This is a genomic window from Streptomyces sp. NPDC087310 (assembly GCF_044744405.1).
Lineage (GTDB): Bacteria > Actinomycetota > Actinomycetes > Streptomycetales > Streptomycetaceae > Streptomyces.
In genome coordinates this window covers 805,491-826,866 of sequence record NZ_JBIUYF010000004.1, presented here as the reverse complement: position 1 = coordinate 826,866, position 21,376 = coordinate 805,491, and the positions used below count along the sequence as shown (strand labels likewise).

The following is a 21,376-nucleotide window of genomic DNA, read 5'->3' as shown; positions in this document are numbered from 1 at the left end:
TTGTCCGGGGGTGACTCCCCACCCCGAAGACCGTGATCGTTCCGCTCAGCCGACGACCTTCTTCAGCGCGTCGCCGAGGGCGTCCGCCTCGTCCGGAGTCAGCTCGACGACAAGCCGACCGCCGCCTTCGAGCGGAACGCGCATGACGATGCCCCGCCCCTCCTTGGTCACCTCGAGCGGGCCGTCGCCCGTTCGCGGCTTCATGGCCGCCATGCTCGTTCCCCTTCCTGAAACCAGCTCATCGCAGCCGGCGGCCCCATGACAGGCGCTGTGTCACCGGCATCGAACACATTGCTTCCAGCCCATTATCCCGCATGGCGGGACCCGATGACCAACATCGGACGGCATCGCTTGCGCAACGCGCTCTCGCAAAACGCCGCATTTCGGGGATCCGGCTGCGATACTTCGCCGCCGCGCCCTTGGCCGGCGGCCGACTTTCTTAGACGCAGGTCACATGCCCGGCACCGGTGAACTCCGCCATGCTGGGGCCGGACAGGACCCGCCCGAGCCGCTAAGGGGACCCGATCATGGCCGACACCGTGCTGTACGAGGTGAGTGACGGACTCGCAACGATCACGATCAACCGGCCCGAGGCCATGAACGCGATGGACCTCGCGACCAAGGTCGCGCTCCGGGACGCGCTGACGGCCGCGGGGGACGACTCCGCCGTACGCGGCGTACTGCTGACCGGGGCGGGGTCCCGGGCCTTCTGCGTGGGCCAGGACCTGAAGGAGCACACCGCCCTGCTGGCGGAGGACGCCAGGACGGGCGGCGGGCGGACGATGAGCACCGTGCGCGAGCACTACAACCCGATCGTCCGGGCCATCGCCGGAATGCCCAAACCGGTCGTCGCCGGGATCAACGGCGTCGCGGCGGGCGCGGGCCTCGGCTTCGCCCTGGCGGCGGACTACCGGATCGCGGCGGACACGGCCGCGTTCACCACGTCCTTCGCGGGCGTGGCCCTGACGGCGGACTCCGGTGTCTCCTGGACGCTGCCGCGCCTGGTGGGCCGGGGCCGGGCGACGGACCTGCTGCTCTTCCCGCGCTCGGTACCGGCGGCGGAGGCGCACGCGTGGGGCCTGGTCGACCGGCTGGTCCCCGCGGCCGACCTGGCGGCCATGGCCGCCCGGGTGGCGGCCGGCCTGGCCGCGGGGCCGACGGTGGCGTACGCGGCCATCAGGGAGTCCCTGGCGTACGGAGCGGAGCACTCGCTGGCCGAGACGCTGGAGAAGGAGGACGAACTCCAGACGAGGGCGGGCGCGTCGGAGGACCACGGGATCGCCGTGCGCGCGTTCCTGGCGAAGGAGAAGCCGAGGTACGTGGGGCGTTAGGTGTCAGGGCGGGCCGGGGTCAGTCCGTCGGGCGGCGGGCCACGCACTCCGCCAGGTGGTCGTTGACCAGGCCGCACGCCTGCATCAGCGCGTACGCGGTCGTCGGGCCCACGAACCGGATGCCGCGCTTCTTCAGCTCCTTCGCCAGCGCCGTGGACTCGTCCGTCACGGCCGGGACGTCGGCCGTCGTCACCGGGGCCGGCCGCCCGGCCGCGGCGGGGGCGTACGACCAGATCAGCTCGTCGAGGCCGCCCGCGGGCCAGTCGGCCAGCACACGCGCGTTCGCCAGGGTCGCGTCGACCTTCGCCCGGTTGCGGATGATGCCCGGGTCCGCGAGCAGCCGTTCCCGGTCGGCGTCGGTGAACTCCGCCACCGACGCGATCTTGAACGAGGCGAACGCCTCGCGGAAGGTCTCGCGGCGGCGCAGGATCGTGATCCAGGACAGCCCCGACTGGAAGGCTTCCAGGCACAGCCGCTCGAACAGGGCGTCGTCGCCGTGGACCGGACGGCCCCACTCCTTGTCGTGGTACGCGAGGTAGTCGTCCGTGGAGACGCCCCAGGGGCAGCGGGGCCCGCCGTCGGGGCCCGCCACCGCGCCGCCGGGGGTCTCGCTCATCGGTCGCTCTCCTCTCCCGGCTTCTTGAAGAGGTCCGGGGAGGAGACGGCCGTCGCCTGCGCGCCCGCGAGCGCGGACTCCAGCTCCGCGATCCGCGCGTCCCGCTCCGCCAGCTCAGCGCCGAGGCGGCTGAGGACGTCGTCCACGTCCGCCATCCGGTAGCCGCGGGCCCCGACGGGCAGCCGGAGCGCCTCGACGTCCGCGCGCCCCACCGGACGCGACTCGGGCAGGGGGTCCACGAACTGTTCCGGAGGGGCCTCCGGCAGGACCGCGCTGTCGCCGCCACCGACGACCGCGAGGGTGACCGCGGCGACGACCACGACCATCGCGATGAGCAAGAACAAGAACACGAGCTTCTCCCCGGGCAGGAAATGTCCAGTGCCGATCGTGCCACGAGCCACTGACACCGGGCGCCGCGCACGGCGGTTAAGGTCGCAGACGAGCAGAGCGGCGAACCGGCGGACGAGCAGGCGAGCGGCGAGCGAACCGAACGCGGGGAGGAACCACGGACATGCGCTCCACGGACGGGACGCTGCGGCTGGGGCGCCGGGAGTTCGGCGCCCACGAGCCGGTGATCATGGCGATCGTCAACCGGACCCCGGACTCCTTCTACGACCGGGGCGCGACCTTCCGTGACGAGCCGGCCCTCGACCGGGTCGAGCGGGCGGTCTCCGAGGGCGCCGCGATCATCGACATCGGCGGGGTGAAGGCGGGCCCCGGCGAGGAGGTCACGGCCGAGGAGGAGGCCCGCCGTACGGTCGGCTTCGTCGCGGAGGTGCGCCGCCGCCACCCGGACGTGGTGATCAGCGTCGACACCTGGCGCCACGAGGTCGGCGAGGCGGTCTGCGAGGCCGGCGCCGATCTGCTCAACGACGCGTGGGGCGGGGTGGACCCCAGGCTGGCGGAGGTCGCCGCGCGGTACGACGCGGGGCTGGTGTGCACCCACGCGGGCGGGGCCGAGCCCAGGACGCGGCCGCACCGGATCGCGTACGACGATGTGATGGCCGACATCCTGCGGGTGACGGTGGGGCTGGCCGAACGCGCCCTGGAGCTGGGCGTTCGCCGCGACGCGATCATGATCGACCCAGGCCACGACTTCGGGAAGAACACCCGGCACTCGCTGGAGGCGACCCGCAGGCTCGGGGAGATGGCGGAGACGGGGTGGCCGGTGCTGGTCTCGCTCTCCAACAAGGACTTCGTCGGGGAGACGCTCGACAGGCCCGTCAAGGAGCGGCTGATCGGCACGCTGGCGACGACGGCGGTCTCGGCGTGGCTCGGCGCGCGCGTCTACCGCGTCCACGAGGTCGCTGAGACGAAGCAGGTGCTGGACATGGTGGCGTCCGTCGCGGGCCACCGGCCGCCCGCCGTGGCCCGCCGCGGCCTCGCCTGACCGGGGAACGAGCACCGCGGCGGAGCGGGAGAGCCGGTCGCCGGCCCCGTCGCGGAGGCCGTCCACCGGTCTCCTCCGCGGACGTCAGCGGCCGGTCCTCCCGGCCGGGATCAGTTCCCGGTCTCCTTCGTGACCAGCGCGACCGCTTCCTCCACGTCGTCCGTGACGTGGAAGAGCAGCAGATCCTTCTCGGACGCCTTGCCCTGCGCTACCACCGTGTCGCGCAGCCAGTCGACCAGGCCGCCCCAGTACTCCGTACCGAACAGCACGATGGGGAAGCGGGTGACCTTGCGGGTCTGCACCAGGGTGAGCGCCTCGAACAGCTCGTCCAGGGTGCCCAGGCCGCCCGGCAGCACCACGAAGCCCTGCGCGTACTTCACGAACATCGTCTTGCGGACGAAGAAGTAGCGGAAGTTGACGCCGATGTCGACGTGCGGGTTGAGCCCCTGCTCGAAGGGGAGCTCGATCCCCAGCCCGACGGAGACGCCCGACGCCTCCCGCGCCCCCTTGTTCGCCGCCTCCATGGCGCCGGGGCCGCCGCCCGTGATCACCGCGAACCCGGCGTCGACCAGCGCGCCGCCGAGCCGTACGCCCGCGTCGTACTCCACCGTGCCGACCGGGGTGCGCGCGGAGCCGAAGACCGCGATGGCGCTGGGCAGTTCGGCGAGGGCGCCGAAGCCCTCGACGAACTCCGACTGGATCCGCATCACCCGCCAGGGGTCGGTGTGCACCCACTCCGAGTCGCCCTCGGTGTCCAGCAGCCGCTGATCGGTCGTGCCGGGCTGCACCTGCTCGCGCCGCCGGATCACCGGTCCGAGCCGCTGTTCCTCCGGCTTGCGCGCTCCTTCAGGCATGCCCATGAGCTGCTCCCTCCGCTGCTGTGCGTTGTTCTGGGCAAGGGTAGATCGACGGACGTGACAAACGGCGAAATTCCGGCAGTCGATCAGGTCCCCGGCCGGTGAGCCGGGGCTTGCCCCGGGGCCGTCACCGCGTGAGCCACTCGCGGAGCCGGTCCTCGCAGTGTGTGATCCGTTCGACGGCCACCCGCTCGTCCCGCTTGTGGGCGAGCAGCGGGTTACCGGGTCCGTAGTTGACCGCGGGGACCCCGAGCGCGCCGAAGCGCGAGACGTCCGTCCAGCCGAACTTGGGCCGCGCCTTGCCTCCGACGGCCGTCATGAAGGCGGCGGCGGCCGGGTGCGAGAGTCCGGGCAGGGCTGCGCCCGAGTGGTCGTCCACGACGAACTCGGTGACACCGCATCCTTCGAAGACCTCGTGGACGTGGGCCAGGGCCTCCTCCTCGCTGCGGTCCGGCGCGTAGCGGTAGTTGACGACGACGGTGCACGCGTCGGGGATGACGTTGGTGGCGACGCCCCCCTCGATCCGTACGGCGTTGAGCCCCTCGTGGAACTCCAGCCCGTCGATGACCGGCCGGCGCGGCTCGTACGCGGCGAGGCGCTGGAGGATCGGCGTGGCGGCGTGGATGGCGTTGGACCCCATCCAGCTCCGCGCGGAGTGCGCCCGCTCCCCCGCCGTGCGCAGGAAGACCCGCAGCGTGCCCTGGCAGCCGCCCTCGACCTCACCGTCGGAGGGCTCCAGCAGGACGGCGAAGTCGCCCTCCAGCCAGTCGGGATGGGCGTCGGCGACATGTCCGAGGCCGTTGAGGTCCGCGGCGACCTCCTCGTTGTCGTAGAAGACGAACGTGAGGTCGCGGTTGGGTTCGGGGACGGTCGCGGCGATACGGAGCTGTACGGCGACGCCCGACTTCATGTCGCTGGTGCCGCACCCCCACAGCACCCCGTCGGCGTCGAGCCGGGAGGGCACGTTGTCCGCGATCGGGACGGTGTCGATGTGTCCGGCCAGGATGACCCGCTCGTCCCGCCCCAGTGCGGTCCGCGCCACGACGTTGTTGCCGTGCCGGTCGACGGTGAGATGCGGCAGAGCGCGCAGCGCCTGCTCGATCGCGTCGGCGAGCGGCTTCTCCTCGCCGCTGACCGAGGGGAAGTCGACCAGTCGCGCGGTGAGCGCGGGGCCGTCCAGGGTGAGGTCGAGCGGTGTCTCAGACATGCTTCGACCCTAATACGCCAGACTGACACCCCCCTCCCGGCCTGATCCGCGCGCCGGTCCTCACCACCTCCGCGCGCCCGCGCGCCGTACCGGCGGGGCGGCCGTGACGGGGCGCGGCGCCGGGCCCTCGGAACCGTCGTGACGGGTCTTCCTGACCGGGCCGCCGGCCCCCTCCGACTCCAGTACGGTGGGCCCGTGTCAGAGCCCGTCTCTCCTTCCTCCTCCGCCTCGCGCCCTCGTTCCCGTCGCGGACGTCTCCTGCGCATCGCGGGTTCCTTAATCGTTCTGCTGGCCGTGGCCTGCTACGTGACGGTGCAGTATCTGAGCGGCGGCGGGGGCCCACCGCGCTGCGAGGCCCGCGCCGGGGACGAGCCCGGCGACGGCAGCGCGACGTACGAGATGACCCCGGAGCAGGCGGCCAACGCGGCCACGATCGCCGCCGTCGGCTCCAGCCGGGGACTGCCGGAGCGGGCGGTGACGATCGCGCTGGCGACCGCCCTCCAGGAGTCCGCGCTGCGCAATCTCGACCACGGTGACCGCGACTCGCTCGGTCTGTTCCAGCAGCGCCCGTCGAAGGGGTGGGGCACGGCCGCGCAGATCCAGGATCCGGTCTATTCGGCGGGCGAGTTCTACGACCACCTCATCGAGGTTCCCGGCTACTCGCGGCTGCCGCTCACGGAGGCGGCGCAGCGCGTCCAGCGCAGCGGTTTCCCGCAGGCGTACGCGAAGCACGAGCCGGACGCCACGCTGCTGTCCGCCGCGCTCACCGGCCGGTCCGCCGCGTCGCTGACGTGTTCGACGCCGACCGGCATCACGCCCGGGGACCCGGCGAAGGTACGGGCCGCGCTGACGCGGGACTTCGGGGCCGAGGTGAAGCCCGCGGACGCCGCGCACGAGGTCTCCGTACCGGTGCCGGCCGCGGCCGGTGCCACGGGCGGCGAGCGCGGGGCCTCGGTGGCCGGTGAGGCGGGCGGGTCCGACGGATCCGGCGGGACCGACGAGACCGACGGGTCTGTCGCCGGGAGCACGGCCTCGCAGCGGGGCTGGGAGCTGGCGCACTGGGCGGTGGCCCAGTCCACGGCGCTGCGGATCGACGAGGTCGCCTACGCGGGCCGCGTGTGGCGGGCCGGGCAGGCGCACCGGGGCTGGCAGCGGGTGGAGGGGGCCGCGGGCGGCCGGACGTCCGGCGCGGATTCCGGTCCGAACTCCGGTGCGGGAGTGGTCCGTATCGGCACCGCTCGGTAGCCGGGCGGCGGGCCGCGGAGCGGGGCGCCCAGCAGTACGACTGATCACCCGGACGGGCGAGTCCGCCTCGCTCCGGGAGGGTCACGCGGCGCATTACCTACTCTTTACCCGCGCCCACCGCATCCTTCGCCGCCCTTCGAGGGGTTGTCACTACGTCCGATCGACGGATCTGCCGATCGACGGACAAGCGACACGCACCGTTCTCCCCTCAAGCCCTCCAAGGAGCCATCATGTCCGCGAACCTCCCCCTGACCCGCCGGATCGCCCGTGCCGCGCTGCTCATCGCGGCGGGCGCCGCCCCGGTGATCGGCGCGGCCGGGTCCGCGAGCGCGGCGGGACTCCCGCAGACCACCGATCTGGGCGCGGTCACTGCGCTCGACGGCGCCGCCGTGGGCGACACCGTCGGCAACGGGGCGCAGAAGGCCACCCAGGCCGTGGGCAGCACCGGCGGCAAGGCCGTCGCGAAGGGCGTGCCCGCCGCGGGCAGGACCGTCGGCAAGGCCGTGCAGACGGCGACGCCCGCCGTCCAGAAGGCGGCGGGCGAGACGGCGGGCAGCGCGGGCACCGTTCTGGGCGAGACCGCCAGGACGGCCACGGAGGGCGCGGCCCCGGTCAAGGCCCCTCAGGGCGGTCTGCCGCTGGGGCAGCTCCCGGTGAAGGGCCTGCCGATCGGCTGACCCGGGCCGGTACGCGGCCTCGCACACCGGCTCGTACCCCCGTGTACGACGGGTACGAAACGAGGGCCCGGGGAGCGCGCGCTCCCCGGGCCCTCGGCGTACGCCGGTGGATCACGCCAGGCGCTTGACCGCCGCGTCGATCCGTTCGTCGGTGGCCGTCAGCGCCACCCGTACGTGCCGCTCGCCCGCCGGACCGTAGAAGTCGCCGGGTGCGACCAGGATGCCCAGCCCGGCGAGGTGCGCCACGGTGTCCCAGCACGGCTCGTCACGCGTCGACCAGAGGTAGAGGCTCGCCTCGCTGTGGTCGACACGGAATCCGTGCGCCTCCAGCGCGGCGCGCAGCGCGGTGCGCCGGGCCGCGTACCGCTCCCGCTGCTCCTGTACGTGCGTGTCGTCGCCGAGCGCCGCGACCGTGGCCGCCTGCACCGGCGCCGGCACCATCATCCCGCCGTGCTTGCGGATCTTCAGCAGCTCGCCCAGGACGGCCGCGTCGCCCGCGAGGAAGGCCGCGCGGTACCCGGCCAGGTTGGAGCGCTTGGAGAGCGAGTGGACGGCGACGATGCCCTCGTACGTACCGCCGCAGACGTCCGGGTGGAGCACGGAGACGGGCTCGGACTCCCAGCCCAGTTCCAGGTAGCACTCGTCGCTGAAGAGCAGCACACCGTGCTCGCGCGCCCAGGCGACGATCCGGGTCAGCTCGTCCTTGGACAGCACGCGTCCGGTGGGGTTGGACGGCGAGTTCAGCCAGAGCAGCTTCAGCTCGGCGGGGTCCAGCTCCGTGGGATCGTCGTACGCGACGGGTTCGGCGCCGCAGAGCCGCGCCCCCACCTCGTACGTCGGGTACGCGAGCAGCGGGTACGCGACCCGGTCGCCCGCCCCGAGCCCGAGCTGCGTCGGCAGCCAGGCCACCAGCTCCTTGGAGCCGACCACCGGCAGTACGTTCGCGTGGCCCACTCCGTGCGCGCCGAGCCGCCGCTCCACCCAGCCGGTCAGCGAGTCCCGCAGCTCGGCCGTGCCCCACACCGTCGGATACCCGGGCGAGTTCGCGGCGTCGATCAGGGCCTGCTGGACCAGTGCGGGAACCGGGTCGACGGGCGTGCCGACGGACAGGTCCACGATCCCGTCCGGGTGGGCCGCCGCGGTCGCTTTGTAGGGCTCCAGCTTGTCCCAGGGAAAGACGGGAAGGCGCGAAGAGACTGCTGACACGTGCTCACTCATTCTTTCTCGTGTGCCAAACACCACGGTCCCGTACGGCGGGGAGCCGTACGGGACCGGGGGCGCGCTGTCAGCCGTTCTGCGGCGGCAGTGCGGCGATGAAGGGGTGGTCGCGCTCGATCAGGCCGAGCTTGGAAGCACCGCCGGGCGAACCGAGCTCGTCGAAGAACTCGACATTCGCCTTGTAGTAGTCCTTCCACTCCTCCGGGGTGTCGTCCTCGTAGAAGATGGCCTCGACCGGGCAGACCGGCTCACAGGCTCCACAGTCGACGCATTCGTCCGGGTGGATGTACAAGGACCGGGAGCCCTCGTAGATGCAGTCGACCGGGCACTCCTCGATGCACGCCTTGTCCTTGACGTCGACACAAGGCTGCGCGATGACGTAGGTCACGCTGTCGTTCCTCCTCGATAGGGCGCGGCGGGCCGATCTGCGGCTCCGTCCACGGGCGCGCGGGAGCGCGGCGTCGTCGATGCCCACATCTAGTATCTCCGTTCTTGAGCGCGATCCGAACAGGAGGGGCGGACAGAGCTGTGGAATTCACTGGCGGCGGACGACTTGAGGTCTACGTAACCCCCTCTGACGTGGGCAAACGTGTATCAGTCAGACAACTGACGGAGGGCGGTACAGGCCCGGAGAAGTTCACCGACACGGTGGGCGTTCTCACATCCTGGGACGGTGGTGTGCTGCTCATCACACGCCGGACCGGGGAGAGTGTGCGCGTCCCTGAATCCGCACTGGTCGCGGGCAAGGTCGTGCCCACCGCCCCGGCCAGGCGCCGGGGCCCCGCGGCGTCGTTCGAGGAGCTGGCACGGGTCTGCGCGCGCTCCTGGCAGCCGGTGGAGAGCGAGCCGCTGGGTGACTGGCTGCTGAGGGCCGCGTCCGGCTTCACGCGGCGGGCCAATTCCGTTCTACCCCTCGGTGACCCCGGCATGCCGCTCGACGAGGCGTTGGCGCGGGTACGCCAGTGGTACGGGGAGCGGGGGCTGCCCGCGTACGTCCAGGCCGCGACCGGCGCCGAGTCCACGCAGGAGGTGCTCTGCGCGGAGCTGGAGCGGCGCGGCTGGCGTTCGGAGGTGACGGCGGAGGTACGCGTCGCCGCGCTCGCGCCGCTGGCCGACCGGGACGACGACCTCTCCGCCGTCCGGCTCGTCCGGCCCGTCGATCTGGGCGAGCCCTGGCTGCGGCGCTACCAGCGCTCCTCCGAGGAGCCGGGGCCCCATGTCCTCCAGGTCCTGCGCAGCGGCCCCTCGGTGTGGTTCGCGGCCGTGGCCAGGGACGACGGCCCGGAGGGGGACGGGACGCCCGCGGCGATCGGCCGGTGTGTGGTCGACGGGCGGTGGGCGGGGTTCATGGCGGTGGAGGTCGACCCCGCGTACCGCAGACGCGGCCTGGCCACGACGGTGATGACCGCGCTCGCCCGCCGCGCGCTGGACGAGGGCGCGTCCGCCGCCTGGCTCCAGGTGGAGGCGGACAACGAGGGCGCGCGGGCCCTGTACGACGGCATGGGCTTCGCCGTCCACCACCGCTACCACCATTTCCGGTCACCGTGAGCGGCGACCGGCGCCGGCGGTTCGCCGAGGAGGCGCGCGCGGACCGGCCCGATCTGGCGACGCTCTGCCTGCTCGTCGGCGCGGAGGGCGAGCCGGCCCTCACCGAGCCGGATCTCGATGCCGTCCAGGCCGAGCTGGACCGGCTCGCCGGGCTGCTGCCCTTCGGCGTCAGGGGGGCGCGTGCGTGGGCGGCGGCGCTCGCGGAGCTGCTCGGCGGGCGCTACGGCTTCCACGGCTCCCCGACCGACTACGAGCGGCTGGAGTCCTCGCTGCTGCCCGCAGTGGTGCGGCGGCGGCGCGGGCTGCCGATCCTCCTCTCGGTGGTCTGGATCGAGGTCGCCCGCCGTGCGGGGGCGCCGGTGTACGGGCTGGCGCTGCCCGGCCACTTCGTGGTCGGTTTCGGCGACCCGGCCGAACGGATCCTGGCCGACCCGTTCGCCGCCGGGCGCCTGCTGACGAGCGACGACACGGACCTCCTGGTCACCAGCGTGACGGGCGCCCCGCCCGACCCGGCCTCGTTCCGCCCCGCGGCGGCGCTGGACATCGTGCGGCGCGTCCTGAACAACATCCGCGCCTGGGCCGCGACCCGCCCCGAACGCACCGATGTGGCGCTCTGGGCCGTCGAACTCTCCCTCCTCCTCCCTGCCCACCCGGCCCGGCTGCGCTACGACCGCGCCCAGTTGCTGGTCCAGCGCGGGGAGTTCCTGAGCGGGGCGGCGGAGATGGAGGAGTACGCACGGGTGGTGGCGGCGGTGGAACCCTCCACGGCGGAGGCCATCCGCAGAAAGGCCCGCGCGGCCCGTGCCATGCTCAACTGACGGCGCCTTCACCTCCCCTTGCCGCCCTTACAGCCAGCCCTTCTCCCGCGCGATGCGGACCGCCTCCGCCCGGTTGCGGGCCGCGAGCTTCTGGATGGCCGTCGAGAGGTAGTTCCGCACGGTGCCCTGGGAGAGCCGCAGCGCGTCGGCCACCTCGGCGTTCGTCGAGCCGTCGGACGCGACGCGCAGCACCTCGCGCTCCCGCTCGGTGAGCGGGTTCGCGCCGTCGGCCAGGGCCGCCGCCGCGAGGGTGGGGTCGATGACGCGCTCACCGGCGAGGACCTGCCGTACCGCCGAGGCCAGTTGGGCCGCCGGGGCGTCCTTGACCAGGAAGGCGTCCGCGCCCGACTCCATCGCCCGGCGCAGATAGCCGGGGCGGCCGAAGGTGGTGAGGACGACCACCTTGACCTCGGGCAGCGCCCCGCTCAGGGCCGCCGCTGCCTCGATGCCGGTCATGCCGGGCATCTCGATGTCGAGGAGCGCGACATCCACTTCGTGAGCCCGCGCGGCGGCGAGCACCTCGTCGCCCCGGGCCACTTGGGCGACGACCTCGATGTCCGGTTCGAGGCCGAGCAGCGCGGCCAGGGCCTCGCGCACCATGGACTGGTCCTCCGCGAGGAGAACCCTGATCATGTGGCTCATGCGGCGGATCCTAGGGGGGTGCCGATCGGGGCACGGGCGGTGAGGACGAATCCCCTGCGGGACGCGTCCGTCTCCAGGGTGCCGCCGATCTTCGCGAGCCGTTCCGACAGGCCGGTGAGGCCGTTGCCGGGCGCCGCTCCGCCGTGGCCGGTCACCGCGCTCGCGCCGTGGCCGCCGCCGTCGTCCTCGACGGTGAGTTCCAGCACCGGTCCGTCCAGCGTCTGACGCGGGGCGAGGGTGACGGTGCAGCGGCGGGCCCCGCTGTGCCGTACGACGTTGGTGACGGCCTCGCGCAGCGACCAGGCGAGCGCCGCCTCGCACTCCTCGGCCAGCTCCCCTTCGGGGAGGAGCTCCGGGATCTCACCGGGGACCTCCGCAACGATCCCCGCGACCGCCAGCGCGGTACGCGCCCCGGCCAGCTCACCCGGCAGGGTGGGTCTGCGGTAGCCGGTGACGGCTTCCCGTACGTCGGTGAGCGCCTGGCGGCTGACCCGCTCGATATCGGCTATCTGCTCGGCCGCCCGGTCCGGCCGGCCGGGCAGCATCCGTCCGGCCAGTTCACTCTTGAGGGTGATCAGGGAGAGGGAGTGGCCGAGGAGGTCGTGGAGATCGCGGGCGAGCCGCAGCCGCTCCTCGTTGGCGGCGAGCTCGGCGACGGCGGCCCGTGCCTCGCGCAGCTCGACCGTCGTCCGCACGAGCTGCCGTACGCCCGACATCGCGAAGCCGCCGAGCAGCGCGGGGATGACCAGGGCGGTGAGGAAGTCGGCCGCGTCCTCCTTGTGGAACCCGACGAGGACCATCGCGCCGGTGACGGCCGGGATCGCCAGCCGGGCACCGGAGAGCGGCAGGGCGGCCCCGGCCGAGACCGACACGTACACGAAGAGCACCAGCCAGGCCGTGCCCATGGTGAGGGGGAGCACCACCGCGAGGGTGATCTGGAAGAGCAGGATGCCGTAGACGGCACGCCGGTCGAGCAGCCTGCTGGTGTGGCGGAAGATCGTGATCAGGTAGGCCGCCACGAAGACGACCAGGCCGAGCGCGCCGAGCACGACCGCCCAGGTGGTGTGGGAGCCGTCGGCGAGATCGCTCACCGGAGCGCCCATGAAGGTCAGCCAGACGCCGATCCACATGAATTTGGCGAGGGACCCCTGGCGGTTCTCCGGGCGCTGTCCGATCGGGATGGTGTACGTGTCGCTCACGTCTTCAGTGTGTCCTTCCGGTACAGCCAGGCGGCACCGCCCGCGAAGAGCAGGAAGTACGCGACGAGGAGGGTCACGTCCTTCATGTGCGGGGCGCCGCCCAGTTCGACGGCCTGTCCGAGGCCCGCGTACGCGTGGGTGGGGAGCCAGGAGGAGACGTTCTGCAGCCACTGCGGGTAGATCGTGGTGGGCATCCACAGGCCGCCCAGGAGGGAGAGCCCGAAGTACGTGATCATCGTGATCGGCCGGACGGCGTCGCCGGAGGCCAGGTAGCCGATGGCCACGCCGAGCGCCGCGAAACAGAGGCTGCCCGCCCAGATGACGCCGGTGAGCGCGAGCCACTGCCAGGCGTCCAGCCGTACGCCCTTGGAGGCGCCGGCGACGACGAACACTATGACGATCGACGGCAGCGTGACCACGGCCGCCGAGGCTATTTTGGCGAGCACATAGCCGTGACCGGGCAGCGGGGTCAGCCGGAGCTGGCGGACCCAGCCCTTCTCACGCTCCTTGGCGATCTTCTCGCTGTTGCCCATCAGGACGGCGGTCAGGGCGCCGAAGGAGGCCATGGCGACCATGTAGAAGGCGCCCATCGGCAGGCGGGTGCCGGGGACCGTGCTGTTGTCCTGGGGGCCCGCTATCACCAGGAAGAGCACCGAGGGGTAGATGATCGAGAAGAACATGAACTTCTTGTTCCGCAGGGTGCGGATGATTTCCAGCTTGATGAGGGTGTTCACGCTGTCCTGGCCTCCTCGGCCTCGGTGATGGCGACGAATGCCTGCTCCAGGCCGAGCCCCGCGACTTCGAGGTTGCGCGGGTAGACCCCGAGCCCGTACAGCGCGTGCACGGTCGCGTCGGCGTTGTGCGACTGCATACGGACGGTGGCGCCGGAGACCGAGAGCGAGCTGAGGAACGGCAGCCCGCGCAGCGCCTCCTCGTCGATCACGCCGCCGGGGCCGGTCACACGGCCGGGGCCGGTCGGGCCGTCGGGACCGGTCAGGTCGAAGGAGATCCGGCGGGCCCCCGCCTTCGCCTTGATCTCGGTGGCGGTGCCGTCGGCCAGCAGCTTGCCCCGGTGGAGGACCAGCACCCGGTCCGCGATGGCGTCGGCCTCTTCCAGGTAGTGCGTGGCGAACAGGACCGTACGCCCCTGGCGTGCCTGCTCCCGCATCGTGGCCCAGAATGCCTGCCGTGCGGTGACGTCCATCCCGGTGGTCGGCTCGTCGAGGACGATCAGGTCGTTGGCGCCCGCCGTGGCGAGGGCGAAGCGCACGCGCTGTTCCTGACCGCCGGAGAGTTTGTTGACCATGCGGTCGGCTATTCGGGTGATCCCGGCGCCGGCCAGCACGTCGGAGACGGCGTACGGCCGGGGGTGCAGCGCACAGGCGAGCGTGACCAGCTCGCGGACCGTGACCTCCTCCATCAGGCCGCCGCTCTGGAGCATCGCGCCCACGCGCCCGGCGGCTATGGCCTCCTGGGGGCTCGTACCGAAGAGGGTGACGGTGCCGGAGTCGGCCTTTCTGAGCCCGAGCAGCAGATCGAGGGCGGTGGACTTCCCCGCGCCGTTGGGGCCGAGGAGCGCCACGGTCTCGCCGGGGTGAAGGGCGAGGCTGAGCCCGGCGACCGCGTGGACGGCTCCGTAGCTCTTGCTCACCTGGTCGAAATCGACCACGGCGGTGGCCGCCGAAGTCGCCCGGTCCGTCACGGTCCCGGTCGTCCGGTCTGTCGATGTCATACCGAAAGGGTCGCCCGGGACCGGGTTCCCGCGGCAGTGTCACCGGTCGTGACTCCGGCATGACATCCGTCATCCCCGAACCGTGACAAGGCTCCCGAACGCCGACCTCGAACCGCCGCATCGAACCACCGGCGAACCACCGGCTTCGAACCCGCGCCCCCCGAACGGCGCTGGGCGGGCCTCCGGTGAGGCCCGCCCAGCGACCGGGACCAAGCCCTGTCCGTCCGTACGTACATACGTACTAACTCGGGTCGAGGCTGATCTCCTGCGTACGCTCCGCCGGGGTCTTGCCCCGCAGCGCCTTCTGCATGGCCTGCGCCACATCGGCCGAGGAGACCGGGTACTGCTTGCCGTCGCCCTTGGTGATCGTGATGCCGTCGAAGACGCCGTCGAGGAGCTGGTCGATGGCGTTCCTGTCGTAGACCTCGACGAGCTTTCCGTCGACCGCCTTCATCGAGAGGATCTTCGGCAGCGACTTGGCGGGCCCGAACTGGATCTGCTTGCCGCCCGCCTGGATGGTGATCAGGCCGGACATCGCGGGCTCGGCGAACTCCCTCATCGCCCGGTCCAGCTCCGCCTGGTCGACGGTCGGCTCGCGGGAGACGACGGGAAGTTCGATGCTGTTCGCCTTGCCCGTCTGGACCTGGGCGCGATAGGCGTCCCGGGTCGAGATGATCGAGTGGTTGACGTCCAGCGCCTTGCCCGCCTTGCCGGGTACGGCGACGGCCTTGCCCGGCTCGAACTTGATCGTGCCCTCGCTGGCCGAGCCGGAGACGCCCGCCAGGTCGGCCAGTGCGACGCTCAGCTTCTCCTCGTCGACGGGGATCACCGGCTCGGCGACGCGCGCGCCGCCGAAGAGCGAGCCGATCACCGAGACCGGGTTGTAGTCGCTGCCCGCCGCGTTGCGCACCGTCGCCTGGCTGTCCAGGCTGAGGCCCGCCTTGTCGGGGGCCAGCTCCTCCGTCGTGCCACCGATGCTGAGCCGCAGCGGGGCGGAGGCGCGTTTGCCGAGGGTGTCGTCGAGCTTGTTGACCGCCTGGTCGCGGGTGCCACCGCCGATGTCGACCCCGAGGACCGTGGTGCCCTTCGGCACGTCGGAGTGGTTCATCAGCAGTCCGGCGCCGTAGAGACCACCGGCCACCACCACAACGGCGACACCGAGGAGCGCCAGCTTGGAGCGGCCCTTCTTGGCGGGCGCGGACGCGGACCCGGAACCGGACGCGGCCCCGGACGCCGGTGACGGAGTCGCCGGAGCGGTGCCCGCCGCTCCCTTGCCCGCGGGCGGCGTGGTGCCCGCCGCGCCGACCGGACCGGGGAAGTCGGGCGCCGAGAAGTCGTGTTCCCGTCCGAACGGACCGGACCCCGCGGCACCGGGACCGCCGGGTGCGCCGGGGCCACCAGGACCGCCGGGCGCCCCGTCCTTACGCGGACCACCGGCCCCCGGGCCCGACCCGGGGAACGGCGCGTGGCGCTCCGCCGGCACCACCGGGATACCGCTGGTGAGCGTGTCGCCCGAGACCTGGCCGCCGGGGCCCGGCTCCGGCGCAGGCTGCTGCGGGGTCAGCACGGCGGTGTCGTCGGAGAGCCGGGGGGCGCCGATCCGGCCCGCCCCGGGCGCGGTGCCCAGGGACGCCGGCGGGGTGCCGAACGAGGCGCTGCCGGGGACCGGTCCCGTGGTGGGGCCGGACGGACCGGTGGGCGCGCCCGGGGGACGCGTGCCGAACGCCGGAGTGGTGGGGCCGCCGCCCGTCGCCAGCCCCTCGGCGGCGAGATCGCTGAGCGAGGAGCCGCCCGCGCCGCCCAGCCGGTGGGATCCGGTGGAGTAGTCGGTGCCGTTGGAGTAGTCCGAGCCGTACGGCGACTCCGCGCGGTTCTCGCCGCCCGGGTCCGGCGACGGCGTCGAGGACGGGGCGGAGGGCGCCGTCGAGGTCGCGCCGGCGACGGCTGCGGCGCCCGCGCTCATGCCCGCGGCTGTTCCCGCGGCCGCCTTGCGTGGCGCGAACCAGTCGCTGGTCGGCTTGTCCCGGCCGTCGCCGTTCTCGCCGTCCGCGCCCTTGCCGGCCTGGACTGCGGAGCGCTGCTCGCCGACGATGTCGATCGGCCTGGTCTCGGACATGTCCTGGGCCGCCGTGGGCTTCGGGGTGCTGCCCGTGCGCTCGCCGGCCGGGACGCCCCGGCCGTCGGTGCTGTCGATGTCGCTCATCGGCGTACGCATCACGACGGGCGGAATCGGCCGTGAACCCGGGATGTTGATCCGGATCCGGGTGGTCAGCGTCGTCTCGGTTCTCGGCTCGTCCGGCTGTGCGGCGGGCGCGGTCTCTGTCTCCTCCGGAGCGTCCTGCTGGGGATGCAGCGACGGATACTGGCGGGATCCGTACGGCGGTGTCCCCGAGGGGTACGCGGCTCCGCCGCGCCCCTGGGGCCCGGAGGACGAACTGTCAGTTTCACGACTCAAAGCAGGTTCTCCCGGTTGGCTCCGCCGCCCGTTCTTACTGGTACTCAACTGTTCAGGTCCCCCACAGCCGGAGAGCGGGGGGAAGGCCCGGAGCGCGCACCACCATACTGGCCTCCACCGACGGAGACCCGACGACCGTGAGAAGCGATGCTCCGCCGACCGTACGCGCATGGTCAATTCAGCGGCTGCCGGGCGCGTCACTTCCCAAGTCGGCCGGACTTCGTGCCCGGTTGCGGCAACCGCGACATCGTGGCACACATCACAGCCACCACCATGCCGCCGAGCAGGTAGACAAGGGGCCCGGCACCTGCGGCGAAGGCCGCGTCGCCCTCGGCGCGGCCCATGCTCAGCCCGATCGTCGCGATCAGCCATCCGGCGGCGGGCGCCCCCACGCCGAGCTGGGTGCCGGTCGCGTACAGCCCGCCGAGGAAGACCCCGGCGGTGGCGAGCAGGGCGAGCGCCAAACCGCCCGGGAACCAGCCCCCTTGGGCGAGGGAACCCGCGATCCCGACGAGCGCGCCGAGCGCCGCCAGCGCCAGATATGCGGCGATACGCCCGGGTTTGAAGCTGAGCGGGGTCGTGAGCGGATTCACGGCCGGTCCACCCGGCTCGCGCGTGCTCACGTGTCCGCTCCGGCGCGCGGACCGGCGTGCGAACCGGTCTGTGAACCGGCGGTCCCGGCGAAAAGGTCGCTCTCACGTTCGCCGGTGGGCGCTCCGGACGTGCCGTGCACCAACTGGTAGTACTCGGCGGCGAAGATCGGCTGGCCGAGGTCGTTGGAGAGCGCGAAGAAAGGCCCGTCCACGGCAATTTGGGTGGCGTGGGCACGCATCGCCGCCGCCTTCTGCCGGCCGTACGGAGCGCCGTCGAGCGCCGCGGTGATCTCCGCGTCGGCCACGACGCCCGGGATGTCGTCGATGTCCGTGACGCCGGGGAAGTCGGTGCCGGCCGCGCGCAGCCGCGCGAAGCCCTCCTCGGCGACCGAGCGCGGCACCCGGTTCCAGTAGATCTTGTCGATGGCGTGCGCCGCGCCCAGCTCGGGCCGGTAGGCGGGGTCGGCCGCCAGTTCGGCGGCGCGCATGGCGACGCGGTGGGCCTGGATGTGGTCGGGGTGGCCGTACCCGCCGTTCGGGTCGTACGTGACGAGCACCTGGGGGCGCACCTCGCGGACGACCTCCACGAGGTACGGAGCGGCCTCGTCCACATCGGCGTGCCAGAACGCGCCCTCGCGGTCGTTCTGCTCCAGGCCCATCATCCCGGAGTCCCGGAACCGGCCGGGCCCGCCGAGGAAGCGGTGGTCGGTGACACCCAGCTCCCGCATCGCCTCGGCGAGTTCACCGATGCGGTGGGCGCCGAGCCGGTCCTCCTGATCGGCCGCCAGGTGGGCGAGTTCGGGCACGATGACCTCGCCCTCCTCGCCGAGGGTGCAGGTCACCAGCGTGACCAGGGCGCCGTCGGCCGCGTACCTGGCCATGGTGGCGCCGTTGTTGATCGACTCGTCGTCGGGGTGCGCGTGCACGAGCAGCAGACGACGGGCGGGGAGATCGGTCATGGGGACAGCCTACGAGGCGGCACCGACAGCCACCGTGAGAGCCGACGGAAGCCGCGCGGGAGCACCGGTCGAAGACATGCGCGAGCACCGGTCGACGCCCCTCGGCGGGTGGGCGGTGGCGAAGGCCGAGGGGCGGTACCGGATCGATGGCGCGCTCAGCAAAGAATGGCCGATTGCTGATGCCCGGTGGCTAGAACTTGATGCCACCGATCATCCCGGCCACGTTCGTGGTCAGTTCGCTGATGGTGGGAGCGATGGAGGAACTGGCCATGTAGAACCCGAGCAGCATGCAGACCACCGCGTGTCCTGCCTTCAGCCCGGACTTCCGGACCAGCAGGAAGACGATGATCGCCAGCAGCACCACCGCCGAAATCGAGAGTGCCACGGCGGTTCACCTCCATAGATATTCAGTCGGGAAAACGCAGCGTGCATGTGCCCGGCTCATTCATACCCAGCTATCGCTAGGGATCATAACTATCCGTACGTACGCATCGATCGGTGCACGGCAGCACATGGGGGCGCACGGAACCCCGTCACGGGGGTCGCGAACCGCTGCATCCGGCTACTTGCGGCTGCTTCCGGCTCACTCGCTCGGTTAGGTTCGGTCGCATGACCTTGAGCCCTCGTCCCTCGTTCCCCCGCCAGCACGCCAGGACCCAGCGGTTCACGCTCGGCGCTCCCCGGTCGTTCACGGTCTCCCCGGACGGGACGCGGGTGGTCTTCCTGCGTTCCACCTCGGGGACGGACCGCGTGAACCGCCTCTGGGTACTCGATCTCGACGGCTCCGCGGCGGGTGCGGAGGGCGCCCGGATCGCCGCCGATCCCGGCGTGCTGCTCGGCGGCGCCTCGGAGCGACTCCCGGTCGAGGAGCGGGCCCGCCGTGAGCGCAGCCGGGAGGGGTCTGGAGGCATCGTCGGGTACGCGGTGGATGCCGAGGCCGAGCTGGCCGCGTTCGCCCTCTCAGGGCGCCTCTACGCGGCCGAACTGCGGGCCGGGACGGCGCGCGAACTCCCCGCGCCGGGGCCGGTGATCGACCCGCGCCCCTCGCCGGACGGCCGGCACATCGCCTATGTGGCCGGTGGTGCGCTGCGGGTGATCGGGGCGGACGGGGAAGGGGACCGCGAGCTGGCGGGTCCTGGCACGGACGAAGAAGCGGGCGGAAGCGCGGACGTCACCTATGGTCTCGCGGAGTTCATCGCGGCCGAGGAGATGAGCCGTACCCGCGGCTACTGGTGGTCGCCCGCCTCCGACCGGCTGCTCGTCGCGCGCGTGGACACGGCGGACGTACAGCGCTGGTGGATCTCCGACCCGGCCCACCCGGACCGGGAGCCGTCTCGGGTGCCCTATCCGGCGGCCGGTACGCCCAACGCCGACGTACGGCTCTTCGTGGTCCCTTTGACGGACGGCGCGGAGACGGACGGCACCGGGACGCCTCCCACAGAGGTGATCTGGGACCGGGACCGTCACCCGTACCTCGCCCGCGTCCACTGGTCCGCGGGCGGCGCCCCGCTGCTGCTCGTCCAGAGCCGGGATCAGCGCGGCCATCTCTACCTCGCGGTCGACACCGACACCGGTGCCACCCGGACCGTGCATCAGGACGAGGACCCCGCGTGGCTCGAACTCTCCCCCGGGGTGCCCGCCTGGGCCCCGGACGGGCGGCTCGTACGCCTGGCCGACGAAGGGGGCGCACGGGTCCTGATGGTCGGCGACCGGCCGCTCACCGGGCCGCAGTTGCATGTGCGGGCGGTGCTGGACATCGGCGAGCACGACGTCCTGGTCTCGGCGTCGGCCGGTGAGGAGGCCGCGGATCCCGAGACCGGCGAGATCCACGTGTACCGCGTCAGCGAGTTGGGCACGGAGCGGTTCTCGGCGGCCTCCGGGGTCCACTCGGCCGTCCGCGCGGGAGACGTGACCGTCCTCGTGTCGGCCCGTCCCGAGACCGCGGGGGCGTCCGTGGGGGTCTTCCGGGAGGGCAAGCAGCTCGCCTCGATCGCCTCGTACGCGGAGGCTCCGGCGCTCACGGCGCACGCGCGGCTCACCGAGGGGGGCGCACGGCGAATTCCGTGCGCCGTCCTGCTCCCCACGGGCTACCAGGAGTCGGACGGCCCGCTCCCGGTGCTGCTCGACCCGTACGGCGGCCCGCACGGCCAGCGCGTGGTCGCCGCCCAGAACGCGTACCTCACCTCGCAGTGGTTCGCCGACCAGGGGTTCGCGGTGCTCGTCGCCGACGGACGCGGCACCCCCGGCCGGTCCCCCGCCTGGGAGAAGTCCGTCCACCGCGATCTGCTGCTCACCCTGGACGACCAGATCGAGGCGCTGCACGACCTCGCCGACCGGTTCCCGTTCGACCTCGACCGGGTCGCGATCCGCGGCTGGTCGTACGGCGGCTACCTCGCCGGGCTCGCGGTGCTGCGCCGCCCCGACGTCTTCCACGCGGCGGTCGTGGGCGCTCCCGTCACCGATCTGCGGCTGTACGACACGCACTACATGGAGCGCTATCTCGGCACCCCGCAGGAGACGCCCGAGGTGTACGCGGCCAACTCGCTCGTGACGGACGACGGGCTCTCGTCCCCGGCGGAGCCCGCGCGGCCCATGATGATCATCCATGGGCTGGCCGACGACAATGTGGTGGTCGCCCACTCCCTCAAGCTCTCGGCGGCGCTGCTGGCGGCGGGGCGGCCCCATGAGGTGCTGCCGCTCACGGGTGTGACCCACATGACGCCGCAGGAGGAGATCGCGGAGAACCTGCTGCTGCTCCAGGTCGATTTTCTCAAGCGGTCGCTGGGCCTGTCGTAACAGGGAAACGGCAACCGGCCGGGACTCCTGGAAGTCCCGGCCGGTTTACGGCACCCGCACGGCCGTACGCTCTACAGACTGACGGGTCCGTAT

The 21,376-nt window shown here is 72.5% G+C and carries 22 protein-coding genes; 7 read left to right on the top strand and 15 right to left on the bottom strand.

What is annotated here, in order from left to right; translation table 11 throughout:
- Positions 1 to 45: 45 nt before the first annotated feature.
- Positions 46 to 213 carry a DUF3117 domain-containing protein gene (locus ACIO3P_RS18850; protein WP_003966491.1) on the bottom strand — a complete coding sequence of 56 codons (168 nt, stop codon included), beginning with the start codon at positions 211 to 213 and terminating at the stop codon, positions 46 to 48.
- Positions 214 to 527: 314 nt separating this feature from the next.
- On the opposite strand from ACIO3P_RS18850, the gene ACIO3P_RS18845 reads away from it, so the two are divergent.
- Entirely contained in the window at positions 528 to 1,331 is an 804-nt protein-coding gene (locus ACIO3P_RS18845; RefSeq protein ID WP_401851338.1) for an enoyl-CoA hydratase/isomerase family protein, read from the top strand.
- A 19-nt stretch (positions 1,332 to 1,350) separates the two neighbouring features.
- Here the strand turns inward: ACIO3P_RS18845 and ACIO3P_RS18840 are convergent, their stop codons facing one another.
- Together ACIO3P_RS18840 and ACIO3P_RS18835 are read right to left on the bottom strand one after the other, a co-directional pair.
- The gene (locus ACIO3P_RS18840; protein WP_329829200.1) at positions 1,351 to 1,947 is read right to left on the bottom strand and encodes a DNA-3-methyladenine glycosylase I; all 597 of its coding nucleotides are present in this window, start codon (positions 1,945 to 1,947) and stop codon (positions 1,351 to 1,353) included.
- On the bottom strand, positions 1,944 to 2,297 hold the full coding sequence (locus ACIO3P_RS18835; RefSeq protein WP_329829198.1) for a hypothetical protein: 354 nt from the start codon (positions 2,295 to 2,297) through the stop codon (positions 1,944 to 1,946). Before ACIO3P_RS18835 ends, ACIO3P_RS18840 begins: the two co-directional genes overlap by 4 nt.
- A gap of 161 nt (positions 2,298 to 2,458) precedes the next feature.
- Between ACIO3P_RS18835 and folP the strand changes: the two genes are divergently transcribed.
- A complete protein-coding gene (folP, locus tag ACIO3P_RS18830; RefSeq protein ID WP_329829681.1) occupies positions 2,459 to 3,337 on the top strand; it encodes a dihydropteroate synthase in 879 nt (292 codons plus the stop codon).
- A 110-nt stretch (positions 3,338 to 3,447) separates the two neighbouring features.
- On the opposite strand, the gene ACIO3P_RS18825 is transcribed toward folP, so the two are convergent.
- Both ACIO3P_RS18825 and dapE read right to left on the bottom strand, forming a co-directional pair.
- Positions 3,448 to 4,197, bottom strand: a complete 750-nt coding sequence (locus tag ACIO3P_RS18825; protein ID WP_329829196.1) for a TIGR00730 family Rossman fold protein — start codon at positions 4,195 to 4,197, stop codon at positions 3,448 to 3,450.
- Positions 4,198 to 4,321: 124 nt separating this feature from the next.
- Positions 4,322 to 5,401: a succinyl-diaminopimelate desuccinylase gene (gene dapE / locus ACIO3P_RS18820; RefSeq protein ID WP_329829194.1), complete on the bottom strand. Its 1,080-nt coding sequence runs from the start codon at positions 5,399 to 5,401 to the stop codon at positions 4,322 to 4,324.
- Positions 5,402 to 5,596: 195 nt separating this feature from the next.
- Between dapE and ACIO3P_RS18815 the strand changes: the two genes are divergently transcribed.
- Positions 5,597 to 6,646 (top strand): hypothetical protein, encoded by a 1,050-nt coding sequence (locus tag ACIO3P_RS18815; protein WP_329829192.1) that lies wholly within the window; start codon positions 5,597 to 5,599, stop codon positions 6,644 to 6,646.
- A gap of 230 nt (positions 6,647 to 6,876) precedes the next feature.
- Complete coding sequence (locus tag ACIO3P_RS18810; protein ID WP_329829190.1) at positions 6,877 to 7,323, top strand: ATP-binding protein; 447 nt, start codon at positions 6,877 to 6,879, stop codon at positions 7,321 to 7,323.
- A 111-nt stretch (positions 7,324 to 7,434) separates the two neighbouring features.
- Here the strand turns inward: ACIO3P_RS18810 and dapC are convergent, their stop codons facing one another.
- Both dapC and fdxA read right to left on the bottom strand, forming a co-directional pair.
- Positions 7,435 to 8,529 carry a succinyldiaminopimelate transaminase gene (dapC, locus tag ACIO3P_RS18805; protein WP_401851340.1) on the bottom strand — a complete coding sequence of 365 codons (1,095 nt, stop codon included), beginning with the start codon at positions 8,527 to 8,529 and terminating at the stop codon, positions 7,435 to 7,437.
- 79 nt (positions 8,530 to 8,608) lie between these two features.
- Positions 8,609 to 8,929, bottom strand: coding sequence for a ferredoxin (gene fdxA, locus ACIO3P_RS18800; RefSeq protein WP_003985062.1), 321 nt, complete (start codon positions 8,927 to 8,929; stop codon positions 8,609 to 8,611).
- Positions 8,930 to 9,069: 140 nt separating this feature from the next.
- Between fdxA and ACIO3P_RS18795 the strand changes: the two genes are divergently transcribed.
- Both ACIO3P_RS18795 and ACIO3P_RS18790 read left to right on the top strand, forming a co-directional pair.
- Entirely contained in the window at positions 9,070 to 10,089 is a 1,020-nt protein-coding gene (locus ACIO3P_RS18795) for a GNAT family N-acetyltransferase (protein ID WP_401851343.1), read from the top strand.
- Positions 10,086 to 10,907: a tetratricopeptide repeat protein gene (locus ACIO3P_RS18790; RefSeq protein ID WP_401851344.1), complete on the top strand. Its 822-nt coding sequence runs from the start codon at positions 10,086 to 10,088 to the stop codon at positions 10,905 to 10,907. The genes ACIO3P_RS18795 and ACIO3P_RS18790 overlap by 4 nt, the downstream gene beginning before the upstream one ends.
- Before the next feature lie 27 nt (positions 10,908 to 10,934).
- Here the strand turns inward: ACIO3P_RS18790 and ACIO3P_RS18785 are convergent, their stop codons facing one another.
- The 8 genes from ACIO3P_RS18785 to ACIO3P_RS18750 form a co-directional block, all read right to left on the bottom strand.
- Entirely contained in the window at positions 10,935 to 11,549 is a 615-nt protein-coding gene (locus ACIO3P_RS18785) for a response regulator transcription factor (protein WP_329829164.1), read from the bottom strand.
- Entirely contained in the window at positions 11,546 to 12,679 is a 1,134-nt protein-coding gene (locus tag ACIO3P_RS18780; protein ID WP_401851762.1) for a sensor histidine kinase, read from the bottom strand. Before ACIO3P_RS18780 ends, ACIO3P_RS18785 begins: the two co-directional genes overlap by 4 nt.
- A gap of 65 nt (positions 12,680 to 12,744) precedes the next feature.
- Positions 12,745 to 13,482 (bottom strand): ABC transporter permease, encoded by a 738-nt coding sequence (locus ACIO3P_RS18775; RefSeq protein ID WP_329829162.1) that lies wholly within the window; start codon positions 13,480 to 13,482, stop codon positions 12,745 to 12,747.
- Positions 13,479 to 14,480 (bottom strand): ABC transporter ATP-binding protein, encoded by a 1,002-nt coding sequence (locus ACIO3P_RS18770; protein WP_401851347.1) that lies wholly within the window; start codon positions 14,478 to 14,480, stop codon positions 13,479 to 13,481. The genes ACIO3P_RS18775 and ACIO3P_RS18770 overlap by 4 nt, the downstream gene beginning before the upstream one ends.
- 241 nt (positions 14,481 to 14,721) lie before the next feature.
- Positions 14,722 to 16,935: a hypothetical protein gene (locus ACIO3P_RS18765; protein ID WP_401851349.1), complete on the bottom strand. Its 2,214-nt coding sequence runs from the start codon at positions 16,933 to 16,935 to the stop codon at positions 14,722 to 14,724.
- A 197-nt stretch (positions 16,936 to 17,132) separates the two neighbouring features.
- A complete protein-coding gene (locus ACIO3P_RS18760) occupies positions 17,133 to 17,528 on the bottom strand; it encodes a DUF6113 family protein (RefSeq protein WP_329829156.1) in 396 nt (131 codons plus the stop codon).
- Positions 17,529 to 17,554: 26 nt separating this feature from the next.
- Positions 17,555 to 18,487, bottom strand: coding sequence for an N-acetyl-1-D-myo-inositol-2-amino-2-deoxy-alpha-D-glucopyranoside deacetylase (mshB, locus tag ACIO3P_RS18755; RefSeq protein ID WP_401851352.1), 933 nt, complete (start codon positions 18,485 to 18,487; stop codon positions 17,555 to 17,557).
- 190 nt (positions 18,488 to 18,677) lie between these two features.
- Positions 18,678 to 18,872, bottom strand: a complete 195-nt coding sequence (locus ACIO3P_RS18750; protein WP_329829152.1) for a hypothetical protein — start codon at positions 18,870 to 18,872, stop codon at positions 18,678 to 18,680.
- A 224-nt stretch (positions 18,873 to 19,096) separates the two neighbouring features.
- Here ACIO3P_RS18750 and ACIO3P_RS18745 point away from each other — a divergent pair, with 224 nt between their 5' ends.
- Positions 19,097 to 21,283, top strand: coding sequence for a prolyl oligopeptidase family serine peptidase (locus ACIO3P_RS18745; protein ID WP_401851355.1), 2,187 nt, complete (start codon positions 19,097 to 19,099; stop codon positions 21,281 to 21,283).
- Positions 21,284 to 21,376: the final 93 nt, after the last annotated feature.